A 14,231-nucleotide genomic window follows, 5' to 3' on the forward strand; every position below is an offset into this window, starting at 1 on the left:
GGTTATTTTAATTGTTCAAAAGCATATTCTGCCATCTTTTTGGCATCGGGATACACTGTTTTGCGGCCAGTAGAGAGGACAACGTTAATCACTCTTTTCCCGTCTTTTTCATCTATTGTAACGACTGTATATTCTGCTAACGCAGAAAGACCACTCTTACTTCCAATCGCATGTGGATCAGTGTACAATTCTTCACGTCCATAGTTTGCGATTTTTTTCGTTTGTATTGATGTTTTTACTGTTGTATGAATGGTATTCATATCTTGCAAGACTTCTGGGAACTTTAATGCTTCTTTTGTAATAAGTGCTAAATCATAGGGTGAAATTTTATTTCCAAGAGCATCAGCTCCGCTTGCGTTTTTAAACGTTGTATGTTTTGCTCCGAGTTGTTTTGCTCGTTCATTCATCAGTTTTACAAACTTTTCTTTGGAACCGGCGATATGCTCTGCAATTGATTCGGCAATTGGATCGGCGCTAATGACAAGCATGAGCTTTAATGCCTCATTACGCTTTAACTTTTCTCCGGCATGTAGTGTGATTTTTTTACTTTGGCTTTCTGTTTTTATCGCATGTTCTGTCACGGTAATCTCTTCATCTTCTTTTACATTCTCCAGTAAAAGGAGAGCGGTCATCATTTTCGCTACACTCGCTGGATAGGAACGTTCATGTTCACGTTTTCCGTATAAAACTTCTCCTGTATTTGCATCAATCGTCACGCCATATTTCCCAGATATATCAGGCTGATTGGCCTTAACTTTTTGCCTATGCGTATATAAAGAAAAAATCATTGCAATAAATAATGTAGCTGTAATAACAAGTAGTGTAATGGTTCGTTTCATTCTGGACCCTCTTTTATGTATGAAATAGGCAGCGATATAGCCCATTTTTTATTATGCCATGTTCGCTGCCTATATTAGTACTCTTATTTTTCGCCCATGTTTTGTTTTTTATATTGCTGATTATTTCCTTGGCGGCCTTTTTCGATGCCGCGGTCAACTGGGCCAGCATTTCCTGTTACGCTTGTCGAACTAATACCTGCTTTTGAAGGATTTTTCTTAATTTTAGCCATAAGTTATGCCTCCGCTTAACCAATTATTTTAAGAAAGGAAGTTCACTACATATCATGCCCCAAAAATAAAAAAAGAAATAAGTTCAGAAAATTTTATTTTTAAATATATTGCGAAAATTTAAATGATATCATATATTTATTAGTAGAGGCTCATTCATAGATTGCGACGTTTGTCGAAAAATTGAATGAGCATTCATTCAAGAATAAGGGGGAGAATTGGATGTTCCAAATTAAAAAGGCTGCAGTTCTTGGTTCTGGTGTAATGGGTTCTGGAATTGCTGCACATTTAGCTAACATCGGTATACCGACATTATTGCTTGATATTGTACCGCCAACGCTTACGAAAGAGGAAGAAGCGAAGGGACTTACATTAGAACATAAAAGTGTACGAAATCGTTTCAGTAACGGAGCACTGCAAAAATTGTTAAAGCAAAAACCAGCTCCTCTTACAGTAAAAGGAAACTTAGCATTAATTGAAGCGGGAAATATGGAAGATGATATGGAACGCCTTGCTGATGTTGATTGGATTATTGAAGTTGTTGTTGAAAATTTAGATATTAAAAAGAAAGTATTCGAAAAGGTAGAAGCTGTTCGTAAACCAGGTTCTATTGTGAGCTCAAATACATCGGGTATTTCCGTTGAAAAGATGATTGAAGGGCGTTCAGATGATTTCAAAAAACATTTCCTAGGAACGCACTTTTTTAACCCACCACGTTATTTAAAACTTCTTGAGATTATACCGACAAAAGATACAGATCCACATGTGTTAAACTTCATGAAACTATTTGGCGAAGATGTACTTGGAAAAGGTGTTGTTGTTGCAAAAGACACACCAAACTTTATTGGAAACCGCATCGGTACGTATGGACTGCTTGTGACGCTACAAGAAATGGTAAAACGCGGCTATAGCATTGGAGAAGTAGATTCTGTAACAGGTCCGTTGATTGGTCGTCCAAAAAGCGCAACGTTCCGCACATTAGATGTTGTCGGATTAGACACATTCGTTCACGTTGCAAATAACGTATATGAAAATGTACAAGAAGAAGAGCGCGAAGTCTTCAAAGTACCAGCTTTCATGCACGATATGTTAGAAAGAAAATGGCTTGGAAGTAAAACAGGTCAAGGTTTCTTCTTAAAACAAGGAAAAGAGATTTTAGAGCTAAATCCTGAAACGATGGAATACGAACCACGTAAAAAATTGAAAGCAGCTTCTATTGAGCTAAGTAAACAAGAAAAAGGATTAGCGAATAAATTGAAAGCGCTTGTATATGCAAAGGACCGTGCTGGTGAATTGTTATGGAACATTATTACACCAACTCTTCTATATGCAGCGAAGCTTACAAAAGAAATTGCTGATGATATTGTCGCAATTGATAATGCAATGAAGTGGGGCTTCGGTTGGGAGCAAGGTCCATTTGAAATTTGGGATGCAATTGGCGTTGAGAAGTCCGTTCAGAAGATGGAAGAGAACGGTGGGGTTGTTCCAGCTTGGATAAAAGAAATGATTGAGAAAGGTGTTACATCGTTCTATAAACATGATAATGGCGAGAGCTATTACTATGATAACGGTGAATACAAACAAATCGTTCGTAATAAAAAGGCAATTTCTCTAAAACAATTGAAAGAGAAAAATGGCGTATTAAAGAAAAATAGCGGTGCGAGCCTAATTGATTTAGGAGACGGTATTCTTTGCTTAGAGTTCCATTCTAAGAGCAACGCAATTGGCATGGATATTACGCAAATGATTAACTACGCTGTTGATGAAGTAGAGAAGAATTATAAAGGACTTGTTATTGGGAACCAATCGAAGAACTTCTGCGTAGGTGCAAACCTTGCAATGATTTTAATGGAAGCGCAAGATGACAACTACTTTGAAATTGAGTGGGTCGTGAAAAACTTCCAAGATGCAATGATGAAAATTAAATACTGCTCAAAACCAGTTGTGGCAGCGCCTTACGGTATGACACTTGGCGGCGGTACAGAAGTTTGCTTACCGGCAGCTAGTATTCAAGCTTCTAGTGAAACGTATATGGGATTAGTAGAAGTTGGTGTTGGTTTAATCCCTGGCGGAGGCGGTAATAAAGAGCTATATATCAAACATCTGAACAAAATGGCAAATGGTGTTGAGTTTGATTTGCAAAAAGTCGCAAACAAAGTGTTTGAAACAGTAGCGATGGCGAAAGTTTCAACATCTGCACAAGAAGCAGTTTCTCATAACTTCTTAGGCGATAAAGATGGCATTAGCGTCAATGGTGATCACTTACTATATGATGCAAAACAAAAGGCACTTACTTTATATGAAGCAGGCTATAAAGCACCGATTCGTAAAAAGATTCCGGTTGTTGGGGAAACAGGATATGCAACGCTGGCGCTTGGAGCAGAAGCAATGCATTTATCTGGCTACATTTCCGAGTATGACTTGCATATTGCGAAAAAACTCGCATATGTCATTGCTGGCGGAAAAGTCCCATACGGAACAGAAGTGGATGAGCAATATTTATTAGATGTAGAACGTGAGGCGTTTATTAGTTTAGTGAGCGAAATGAAATCACAAGCAAGAATGCAGCACATGCTTGTAAAAGGAAAACCATTACGTAACTAAGGAGGAAGATTGTTCATGAGAGAAGCTGTTATTGTTGCAGGGGCAAGAACGCCTATCGGGAAAGCGAAGAGAGGATCATTAAAAACAGTACGTCCTGATGACTTAGGAGCATTAGTTGTAAAAGAAACGTTAAAACGTGCGAATAACTATGACGGTCCAATTGACGATTTGATTTTCGGCTGTGCGATGCCAGAAGCAGAGCAAGGCTTAAATATGGCACGTAATATTGGCGGGCTAGCAGGACTTTCTTATGACGTTCCGGCTATTACCATTAACCGTTACTGTTCTTCAGGATTACAAAGTATTGCTTACGGTGCAGAGCGTATTATGCTTGGTCATTCAGAGGCTGTATTATCCGGCGGCGCTGAATCAATGAGTTTAGTACCAATGATGGGGCATGTTGTTCGTCCGAATAGCCGTCTTGTTGAAGCAGCTCCAGAATATTATATGGGCATGGGACATACAGCAGAACAAGTCGCTGTAAAATATGGCATTTCCCGCGACGAGCAAGATGCCTTTGCGGTAAGAAGTCATCAGCGTGCAGCAAAAGCATTAGCAGAAGGAAAGTTTGTTGATGAAACAGTGTCTGTTGATGTAATGCTTCGCACTATTGGAGCAAATAACAAGCTGCAAGAAGAGACAATGGTGTTCTCACAAGATGAAGGAGTAAGAGCAGATACGACGCTAGATATACTTGGGAAACTTCGCCCAGCATTTAACGTACGCGGCACTGTAACTGCTGGTAACTCATCACAAATGAGTGACGGCGCAGCAGCAGTACTACTAATGGATCGTGAAAAAGCAGTAAGCGACGGGCTAAAGCCGCTTGCGAAATTCCGCTCCTTTGCAGTAGCTGGTGTACCGCCAGAAGTAATGGGAATTGGTCCAATTGCAGCGATTCCGAAAGCATTAAAATTAGCAGGTTTAGAGTTATCTGATATCGGTTTATTTGAACTAAATGAAGCATTCGCATCGCAATCAATCCAAGTTATGCGCGAACTTGGACTAGATGAAGAAAAAGTAAACGTAAACGGCGGAGCAATCGCCCTTGGACATCCGCTTGGCTGTACAGGAGCAAAATTAACATTGTCTCTTATTCATGAAATGAAACGCCGCAATGAACAATTCGGTATCGTAACAATGTGTATCGGCGGCGGAATGGGTGCTGCTGGAGTGTTTGAATTACTTTAAAAGCGGAGTCGACTGTTCTAGCCACTGGAACTGGATAATATAAAAATGGACTTAGATAGATAAAGAGTGTATGCCAAAAAAGAAGGCTAGCTTCTCTTATAACAAGAGAAGCAGCCTATGAAAATATGAAGGAGGAATTTTTTATGGAAAAAACAGTAGGAAATGCATTAAAAGGCGGTAGCTTTTTAATTGATGATATTACAATCGAGCAAGTATTTACGCCAGAAGATTATAGCGATGAGCATAAATTAATTGCGAAAACAACAGAAGATTTTATCGTAAATGAAGTATTGCCAGAGCTTGAATATTTAGAGAAACATGAGTTTGATCGCTCTGTTCGCTTATTAAAAGAAGCTGGCGAGCTTGGCTTATTAGGTGCTGATGTGCCAGAAGAATACGGCGGTATTGGTCTTGATAAAGTTAGTTCTGCATTAATCGCAGAGAAATTCTCTCGTGCAGGCGGCTTTGCAATTACGCACGGTGCACACGTTGGGATTGGATCGTTACCAATCGTATTATTCGGTAACGAAGAGCAAAAGCAAAAATATTTACCAGCGTTAGCAACAGGTGAAAAGTTAGCTGCATACGCATTAACAGAGCCAGGTTCTGGATCTGATGCATTAGGTGCAAGAACAACGGCTCGCTTAAATGCAGAAGGCACACACTACGTATTAAACGGTGAAAAACAATGGATTACAAACTCTGCTTTCGCTGATGTATTCGTTGTATATGCAAAAGTAGATGGCGAACATTTCACAGCGTTTATCGTAGAAAAAGAATACCCAGGCGTATCGACAGGACCAGAAGAAAAGAAAATGGGTATTAAATGTTCTTCTACTCGTACATTAATTTTAGAAGATGCATTAGTACCGAAAGAAAATGTCCTTGGTGAAATTGGTAAAGGTCATGTCATTGCCTTTAACATTTTAAATATTGGCCGCTATAAATTAGGTGTTGGTACAGTTGGTTCTTCAAAGCGTGCGTTAGAAATTTCAGCGCAATATGCAAATCAACGTCAACAATTTAAACAACCAATTGCTCGCTTCCCATTAATTCAAGAAAAACTTGCAAATATGGCAGCAAAAATTTATGCAGCGGAAAGCTCTGTATATCGTACAGTTGGTTTATTTGAAAGCCGCATGAGCACATTATCCGAAGAAGAAGTAAAAGACGGAAAAGCTGTTGCAGCTTCTATTGCTGAATATGCAATTGAGTGCTCTTTAAACAAAGTATTCGGTTCTGAAGTATTAGACTACGTAGTAGATGAAGGTGTCCAAATCCACGGTGGTTACGGATTTATGGCAGAGTACGAGATTGAAAGAATGTACCGCGACTCTCGTATTAACCGTATTTTCGAAGGTACGAACGAAATTAACCGCTTAATCGTACCAGGTACGTTCTTACGTAAAGCAATGAAAGGCGAATTACCACTTTTACAAGAAGCACAAAAATTACAAGAACAGTTAATGATGATGATGCCAGAAGAAGTAGGCGATGAGCCATTAGCACTTCAAAAACATTTAGTGAAAAACGCGAAGAAAATCGGCTTAATGGTTGCTGGTTTAGCGGTTCAAAAATACGGTAAAGGCTTAGACAAAGAACAAGAAGTTCTTGTGAACATTGCAGACATCGTAAATAACTTATACGCAATGGAATCAGCTGTTCTTCGTACAGAAAAAGCAATCAAAGTAACAGGCCTTGAGAAGAACAAACAAAAAGTTCTTTACACAGAAGTATTCTGCCAAGAAGCATTCAACCAAATCGAAGCAGATGCAAAAGAAACAATTATCGCTGTTGAAAATGGCGATATGCTGCGCATGATGTTATCTGCACTTCGTAAACTAACACGTCATACACCAATTAACGTTATTCCGAAGAAACGTGAAATTGCAGCGAAAGTGTTAGAGGATGAGCGTTATACAGTTTAATAAAATAAAACTTCCATCAGTGACGTTTTTTCACTGATGGTTAGTTGAACCAATCGGGCTTTAACGGGCAGTTTTTTCCCCGTGCTTGAACTGCCCGTTAATGCGGGATGGAAAAGAAGGAGCTGCCACGGGGGCAGCTCCTTCTTTCGCGTTTGACAATATATCGACGATTCGACATAGGATAAAGATTCTTCGACGATGTTTGACATGCGGAACGTCGGGCGATCGTACAAAACTGTATTGCAAGTAAGTATGGATGAGGAGTATTAGCTGATTATGTACAGTCATCTCATTTGTATATCATCGAGTCAATTACTTTATTGTTAGCGGGAATGTACTTTACACAAAGCTCATTTTTATCTCACGTGATGAGGGAACGGCCTTTAGAGAAAGAGACAATATAGAAAGGTATTGATTTCATGTCAATTGAACAAGAACTATATGAAGCAGCTACTCAGTTTGTTAAGAAGCGCTATCCCACAGGCTGGGGAGGAGCTGCGGCAATGTGTACGGAAGATGGGGATATTTTGATTAGTGTTGCCCCTGAAGTTATTAATGCTTCAACTGAATTATGCATGGAAACAGGGGCGATATGTGAGGCGCATAAGTTAAATAAGAGAGTCACGCATAGTATTTGCGTCGCAAGAGATGATGAACATGCCGAATTTAAGGTATTGACCCCATGCGGTACTTGCCAAGAACGTTTATTTTACTGGGGATCAGATGTGAAAGCCGCAATTTATTCTCGAGAAGAAAAACTCGTTTTTAAAACGTTACAAGAAATACAGCCGTATCATTGGTACGAGGCATACCAGGATTGTACGGAATAATTTTATTAGGAATTTGAAGAGATAGGTGAAAAAAGAAAAAAGAAGTAGTCATATAAAACGACTACTTCTTTTTTTTGCACAAAAATGGAATTTCTAGTGACAAAAACTAATACCATTAGTATAATAAAACTAACGACATTAGTTTTTGGGAAAGGGAGCTGGAAATATGAGGATGATGCACGAAAAAACAGTATATCAATTGTCATTTTTACCAAAAGTGTTTCCTGTGAATTGTTACTTTGTGGAGGAAGAAGACGGTTTAACTTTAATTGATGCGGCTTTGCCATATAGCGCAAAAGGTATCTTACAAGCGGCTCAGAAAATAGGGAAACCGATTACTAATATTGTATTAACGCATGCACATGATGATCACATCGGTGCGCTAGATGCATTAAAGGAAGTACTTTCAGATGTTCCTGTTTACATTTCGAATCGTGATGCGCGTTTGTTAGAAGGAGATACGACGTTACAAAGGGATGAACCGAATACGCCGATAAAGGGCGGTGTACCGAAAAAAGTGAAAACAAGACCGGATGTTTTATTAGAGGATGGGGACCGAATTGGTTCGCTTCTTGCGATAGTAGCGCCGGGACATACACCAGGCTCCATGTCGTTTCTTGATACGCGAAATAACGCTCTTATTGCCGGGGATGCATTTCAAACAAGAGGGGGCATGGCTGTTTCGGGACAAATGAAATTTTGGTTTCCGTTTCCTGCAATGGCAACGTGGAATAAAGAAATAGCATTACAGAGTGCAGAGAAGCTGAGAGAATATGAGCCTTCCTTGCTTGCGGCAGGACATGGGAAAATGATAAAGGATCCAGGCGCTGCAATAGAACTTGCTATTAAGGAAGCAAAGCGAAATGTAGAAAGTATGAAAGAGGGTTAATTTATGTCACCGAGAATCGGACTTACATTACAGAAAATTGTAGATACAGCAGCAGAAATCGCAGATACAAATGGGATACAAGAAGTAACATTAGCGTCATTATCGCAAAGGCTGGGAATACGTTCCCCCTCTTTATATAATCATGTGAAAGGGTTACAAGACGTACGAAAAAATCTTGGTATTTACGGAATAGAACAGCTGCATGGGGCGCTGAAAGAGGCGGTAGAGGATAAAAGCATGGATGGAGCAATTCATGCATTAGGAGAAGCGTACGTGTCGTTTGTCCGAAAACATCCTGGATTGTATGAAGCAACTTTCTTACGAGATGAAGAAGTGCGACAAGCTGGTAATGGGATTGTAGAGCTTTGCCTCCATATTTTACAGCAATACGGCTTAGAAGGAGAAAATGCACTTCATGCGACGCGTGGACTGAGAAGTATTTGTCATGGATTTGCGTCGATTGAACAGCAAGGTGGATTTGGCTTGCCGATGGATTTAGATGTGAGTTTACATCTATTGTTAGGAAATTTTATAAAAGGATTATATGTTTATCAATTATAGACGTATTTGGATTTACAGTTTGAAAGTTAAACCTTAGAGGAATTCTAAGGCTTTTTGCGTTGTGGGGATTTTTAGATGTATACAATCTGAAAAGAAATAAATACTAAATGTTGAATGAAGAAAGAAAGGAAGGCTGTTACGATGCAAAATTTAAATGAGCTTGAGGTGGAAAATTTACGTCATCTTATTGGTGGGCATGCAACAGTTATTAACAAATTACAAGAGTATGCACAGGCATGTACGGATCCGCAGCTGAAGCAGATGCTGCAAAAAGATGTACAAGATGCACAGAATACGAAGCAACGATTAATGTCTTTTCTAGGATAGGGGTGTAAAGAACATGAATGAAAAAGATATGGTAAATGATTATTTAGCTGAATTAAATGCGAGTTTAACAGGCTATGCGAATTACATTGCTCAAACGAATAACGAGCAATTGTATCAAACGTTAATTCAAATTCGTAATCAAGACGAATTGCGTCAGCGTAATTTGTATGAATACGCGAAGCAAAAGAATTATTACCAACCAGCAGCTCCGGCAAATCCAACGATTGTTCAGCAATTGAAGAGTCAATTAAGTATGCAATAAAGTGAAACTTCTATCAGTGACGCTTTTCTCACTGATGGTTAGTTGAACCAATCGGGCTTTTATGGGCAGTTATCCCCCACCTATCTTCTTCGTTTCTCTCTCAAGCGTGAGGTGGGGGTCTTACTGCCCGTTAATGCGGGATAAGAACAGAATCAAAAAACGGGTAACGTGATTGAGACGTTACTCGTTTTTATGTGAAAGTAAAGCATATGGAACTTTGTCGAAATTATGTACAAAGGGACATAAAATGTCTACATTATTTGTGAAATATTTCACAAGTTGTACATGGTTTCTATGCTGAAAACTTCTATAATAAAACGTGTAAGGTACATAAAAGAAAGAAGACTACATTAAGAAGCAGGGGAGATCGTCATGAATAGAAGTACAAGAAAAATTGCAATTATAGGTGCTGGATTAGTTGGATCTAGCTGTGCGTATTCTATTGTGAATCAAGGAATCTGTGAAGAGTTAGTGTTAATTGATATTAATCATGAACGAGCAGTTGGTGAAGCGATGGATTTATCACACTGCATGAATTTTACAAATACAAGAACAAAAATATATGCAGGAACTTATGAAGATTGTAAGGATATGGATATTGTTATTGTTACAGCAGGACCTACTCCAAAACCGGGACAAAGTCGTCTTGATACTTTAAGAGCAGGTGCAAAAATTATGGAAAGTGTCGTATCAGGGGTTATGGAAAGCGGATTTCAAGGCATTTTCTTAATTGCCTCTAATCCAGTTGATATTATGACTTACCAAGTTTGGAAGTTATCCGGTCTTCCGAGAAATCGCGTGATTGGTACTGGAACATCCTTAGATTCTTCTCGCTTAAGAACAATTTTGTCTGAAATATTTGAGGTAGATCCGCGTAGTATTCACGGTTACTCATTAGGACAACATGGCGATTCACAAATGGTTGCTTGGTCTCACGTAACAGTTGGCGGAAAACCAATTCTCCAAATTTTAGAAGAGCAAAAAGAACGATTTGCGGATATTGATTTAGATTCGATTGTTGAACAAACTGCAAAAGCGGGTTTGGAAATTTCTAAACGAAAAGGAACAACTTATTACGGCACGGGGAACTCCTTAGCTTATATTGCACGTTCTATTTTTAATGATGATTATCGTGTTATGGCTGTATCAACAATTCTAGATGGTGAATATGGTGAATATGAAATTTGTACAGGTGTCCCAGCTATCATAACAAGAGATGGTATAAAAGAGATTGTTGAGCTGAACTTAACAGAAGCTGAAGAAAGCCAATTTGCACAATCAAATGATATTTTACGGGACTATATGAAAATAATTGGTTACTAGATTAGAAGAAGGTAAAACAGATGAAGGAATATATCATGCCTCGTATATTTAAAGGGTCTGCAGGAATTGCACAAGGTATTTTCGTATCTCTTGGAATTGGCCTACTGATTGAGAATATAGGAAGAATCGTTGATATTCCTATGTTAATTACAATCGGAGTTGTTGCGAAATCACTTATGGCGCCGGCAATTGGAGCAGGGATTGCTTTTATGCTCGGAGCAAATGGACTTGTCATTTTCTCAGCGATGGTTGCAGGAGCGATTGGAGCTGGATCAATTTCGATTACTGCAGCCGGTTTGATGATTAAAACTGGTGAACCAATCGGTGCGTTATTAACAGCGACGCTAGCGGTTTATATCGGTAAACGGTTAAGTGGAAAAACAGCTTTAGATATGATGCTCGTTCCGTTTGCAGCAATATTAGTTTCAGGTTTAGTCGGTATGTGGCTATCTCATAATATTAGTCCGGTCTTACATACAGTTGGTGCATTTATTAAAGATAGCTCAGCTGGTAACCCATTTATCGCGTCTGTTGTACTTGCAGTTGCTTGGGGATTGTTATTAATGTCTCCAGCGTCATCAGCAGCTCTAGCAATTGCACTTAGCCTAGATGGTATGGCGGGTGGTGCTGCACTTGCAGGATGCGTCGCTCAATTTATCGGATTCGCTGTTATTTCTGCGAAAGAAAATAATTTAGGTGGTATTTTAGCACAAGTTCTTTGTACACCGAAAGTACAACTCCCGAATATTACGAAAAACCCAATGATTCTCGTACCAACTGTTGTTGCAAGTGCAATTGTAGGTCCTGTATCAGCGCTTGTATTTCAAATGACAGCAGGAAAAGAAATTGCAGGTCTTGGACTTAGTTCCTTAATCGCACCAATTAACTTGATTTCAAGCAAAGGATTGAGCGTTGTTCCAGCGATGGTGATTACTTATATCGTAATTCCAGTAGCTGTTTCTTATATACTGTATATAATTTTGAAAAAAGCGGGTCGCATTAAACATGGGGACATGACTGTACCGCAATCTTAAAGACTAGTAAGAGTATTTAAAAATATGCCAATTTGAAAATCTCCTCTTACATAGAGAAAAGCAGACTGAAGAAGCCACAGTCTGCTTTTGTTGTTATATATTATACGATTGTCCGGTTCGCAATGTAACTTTTTGCTCACGTAATTCAAATACATAGTACATAGCGGCATAGAGGAAGCTTCCTAGTACGACCCCTGCTACCGCATCTACAAAGGCGTGCTGTTTTGTAAATAAAGTAGATAAAATAATGAGCACGCCAACAAACGTTAGCAGGACGTATACCCATTTGTTTTGTTCCTTTCGCTTATAGGCTGTAATCATAATGACAAATGTTGTGAGTACGTGAATACTAGGAAAACAATTCACCGGTTGATCGATACTATAAATGTAGCGCACTAAATTAGCAAACACATCATTGCCAATCACTTCAGGGCGTGTTACTGTTGTTTGCCACATATAATAGATGCTAAAGGAAGTGAGTTTACCTAATAGTACACTACTTAATGTAACGTAATAGAGCTTTCGATCAGCAAAACAATAATAAATAAGAGCGCCATATAAATAGGGAAACCAAAGTAAATATGGAACAATAAATTCTTTAGTAAATGGAATCCATTCGTCTGCTTTGGTTGTTACATTTACAGCACCTACTGTTAAGTGATTTAGTACGTCATAAAGAAGGCTTACGAGTACGAGCAGGAGTATATAAGATAATGGAATAAAGGCCGAAAACTTGTTATTTTTCATAGTAATTCTCCTATTTGTTAATGTAATAATATGGAACCTGAAAATTATAATATATAAATTGCAAATGAACCATCAATTTTTATAACATTTTTTACAAATAACTATACAGTTTTGTCACTGTATGAATACAAATTGAAAAAACGAGTGCAGATCATGGTTGTTCTGCGTAACAGTGACTTATATATATCGTATTGTAAGTTGCCGATATAGGTGCGTGTAAGGGAAAGTACAATTAATCAAACGTTTGTTTAAGACGTATGTTCGAATTTGTGGTCTTAATCAAACGTTTGTTTAAGGCATATGTTCGACTTCATAGTATGAATCAAACTATTCAAATGCGAGAATCATCAATTATAGAAACAATAAATCAATCTATATAAATAAAAAGTTTAAAAATAAAAATTAACATAATAAAAAATGAGAGACGGCTAATGTAAAGTCGTCTCTCATTTCAAAAAATCTTAGTGTCTTGTTCTTAATTTTTTAAACTTACACAAATGATCTTTATATCAGAATTTTGTTCATTTGATATACAGATCATTTGTGCGATAGTTATTAAAAATAAGTGCAAAATGTGTTTACATAAATGCTTTTAACAGCTGTTGTACCAATGGAATTATTCCACCTAGGAATGATAAGATTGCCATAGCGATTGCCATATCCATTTCCTCCCTTTTCAGAATATTTAGTTATTACACTTTTATTGTATTTTAAAATAATGAAATTAGCAATCCCTTTTAATATGCAATATTGCATATTAAAAATGAGCAAGGAATGTTCTATTTCTTTTATTTGAAAACTAGTAACACCCTTTTTAAAGAGTGAATTGTTTTGCTAAGTCTAAATATATTGCATTTAAGATGATCAGAATTTTAGTATTTTAATATAAAGGTTTAATTAATGTTTTAGGATAGGACTGGAAATTAAGAGTCATTATTGCGGATATTATAATAAGGTATTTTTCCGATTAGTAAACTGCTTTAATAATGTACGAAAAAACAAAGATTTTGCAGGAGAAAAGAAATTTTTAGCGAAATAAGTTAAAGTTTGAAATAAAAAGATATTTTTTATATGATAAGGATAGTGAAAAGTAGGTGAGTGTATGTCAGTAATATTTTATTCATATCCAAAATGTGGAACATGCCAAAAGGCAAAAAAATGGTTAGATGCAAATGATGTAGTATATGAAATGGTTCATATTGTCGAAAATCCACCTTCTAAGGAAGAACTTCGTAGTATATATGAACGTAGTGAATTACCATTAAAAAAATTCTTTAACACAAGTGGGATGCGTTACCGTGAGCTTGGGTTGAAGGACAAGCTAAAAGATGCAAGCGAAGAGGAAATGTTAGACATGCTCGCTTCTGATGGCATGTTAATCAAACGACCAATTGTAACAGGCGGTAATGATGTAACGGTTGGCTTTAATGAAGAGCAATTTGAAAGCGTGTGGAAAAAGTACCAATAA

Annotated in this window: 14 protein-coding genes; 11 read left to right on the forward strand and 3 right to left on the reverse strand. The window is 37.9% G+C overall.

The features are described from left to right. Window positions 1–2: 2 nt before the first annotated feature. Both WAZ07_RS08385 and WAZ07_RS08390 read right to left on the reverse strand, forming a co-directional pair. Complete coding sequence (locus WAZ07_RS08385) at window positions 3–839, reverse strand: D-alanyl-D-alanine carboxypeptidase family protein (protein ID WP_336472057.1); 837 nt, start codon at window positions 837–839, stop codon at window positions 3–5. Between the two features lie 83 nt (window positions 840–922). Continuing rightward, complete coding sequence (locus WAZ07_RS08390) at window positions 923–1,069, reverse strand: YuzL family protein (RefSeq protein ID WP_090916082.1); 147 nt, start codon at window positions 1,067–1,069, stop codon at window positions 923–925. A gap of 220 nt (window positions 1,070–1,289) precedes the next feature. Here WAZ07_RS08390 and WAZ07_RS08395 point away from each other — a divergent pair, with 220 nt between their 5' ends. From WAZ07_RS08395 to WAZ07_RS08440, 10 genes are all read left to right on the forward strand, one after another. After that, window positions 1,290–3,671, forward strand: coding sequence for a 3-hydroxyacyl-CoA dehydrogenase/enoyl-CoA hydratase family protein (locus tag WAZ07_RS08395; RefSeq protein ID WP_336472058.1), 2,382 nt, complete (start codon window positions 1,290–1,292; stop codon window positions 3,669–3,671). A 15-nt stretch (window positions 3,672–3,686) separates the two neighbouring features. Then, window positions 3,687–4,862 (forward strand): acetyl-CoA C-acetyltransferase, encoded by a 1,176-nt coding sequence (locus WAZ07_RS08400; RefSeq protein WP_090916086.1) that lies wholly within the window; start codon window positions 3,687–3,689, stop codon window positions 4,860–4,862. Window positions 4,863–5,005: 143 nt separating this feature from the next. Continuing rightward, the gene (locus tag WAZ07_RS08405; protein ID WP_336472059.1) at window positions 5,006–6,790 is read left to right on the forward strand and encodes an acyl-CoA dehydrogenase family protein; all 1,785 of its coding nucleotides are present in this window, start codon (window positions 5,006–5,008) and stop codon (window positions 6,788–6,790) included. A gap of 419 nt (window positions 6,791–7,209) precedes the next feature. Continuing rightward, window positions 7,210–7,620 (forward strand): cytidine deaminase, encoded by a 411-nt coding sequence (locus WAZ07_RS08410; RefSeq protein WP_336472060.1) that lies wholly within the window; start codon window positions 7,210–7,212, stop codon window positions 7,618–7,620. A 166-nt stretch (window positions 7,621–7,786) separates the two neighbouring features. Beyond that, window positions 7,787–8,509, forward strand: coding sequence for an MBL fold metallo-hydrolase (locus tag WAZ07_RS08415; RefSeq protein ID WP_336472061.1), 723 nt, complete (start codon window positions 7,787–7,789; stop codon window positions 8,507–8,509). 3 nt (window positions 8,510–8,512) lie between these two features. Next, on the forward strand, window positions 8,513–9,070 hold the full coding sequence (locus WAZ07_RS08420) for a TetR/AcrR family transcriptional regulator (protein WP_336472062.1): 558 nt from the start codon (window positions 8,513–8,515) through the stop codon (window positions 9,068–9,070). A gap of 141 nt (window positions 9,071–9,211) precedes the next feature. Then, a complete protein-coding gene (locus WAZ07_RS08425) occupies window positions 9,212–9,397 on the forward strand; it encodes a hypothetical protein (protein WP_090916096.1) in 186 nt (61 codons plus the stop codon). Between the two features lie 13 nt (window positions 9,398–9,410). Then, on the forward strand, window positions 9,411–9,659 hold the full coding sequence (locus WAZ07_RS08430; protein ID WP_090916098.1) for a spore coat protein: 249 nt from the start codon (window positions 9,411–9,413) through the stop codon (window positions 9,657–9,659). 372 nt (window positions 9,660–10,031) lie between these two features. Next, window positions 10,032–10,982, forward strand: a complete 951-nt coding sequence (locus tag WAZ07_RS08435) for an L-lactate dehydrogenase (RefSeq protein ID WP_336472063.1) — start codon at window positions 10,032–10,034, stop codon at window positions 10,980–10,982. 20 nt (window positions 10,983–11,002) lie between these two features. Further along, window positions 11,003–12,016 (forward strand): PTS transporter subunit IIC, encoded by a 1,014-nt coding sequence (locus tag WAZ07_RS08440; RefSeq protein ID WP_336472064.1) that lies wholly within the window; start codon window positions 11,003–11,005, stop codon window positions 12,014–12,016. A gap of 93 nt (window positions 12,017–12,109) precedes the next feature. Here WAZ07_RS08440 and WAZ07_RS08445 read toward each other — a convergent pair whose 3' ends face one another. After that, the gene (locus WAZ07_RS08445) at window positions 12,110–12,763 is read right to left on the reverse strand and encodes a phosphatase PAP2 family protein (RefSeq protein WP_396549594.1); all 654 of its coding nucleotides are present in this window, start codon (window positions 12,761–12,763) and stop codon (window positions 12,110–12,112) included. A 1,102-nt stretch (window positions 12,764–13,865) separates the two neighbouring features. Here WAZ07_RS08445 and WAZ07_RS08450 point away from each other — a divergent pair. After that, complete coding sequence (locus tag WAZ07_RS08450) at window positions 13,866–14,231, forward strand: arsenate reductase family protein (protein ID WP_090916105.1); 366 nt, start codon at window positions 13,866–13,868, stop codon at window positions 14,229–14,231.

The organism is Bacillus bruguierae, from assembly GCF_037104725.1.
Classification (GTDB): Bacteria; Bacillota; Bacilli; order Bacillales; family Bacillaceae_G; genus Bacillus_A; species Bacillus_A bruguierae.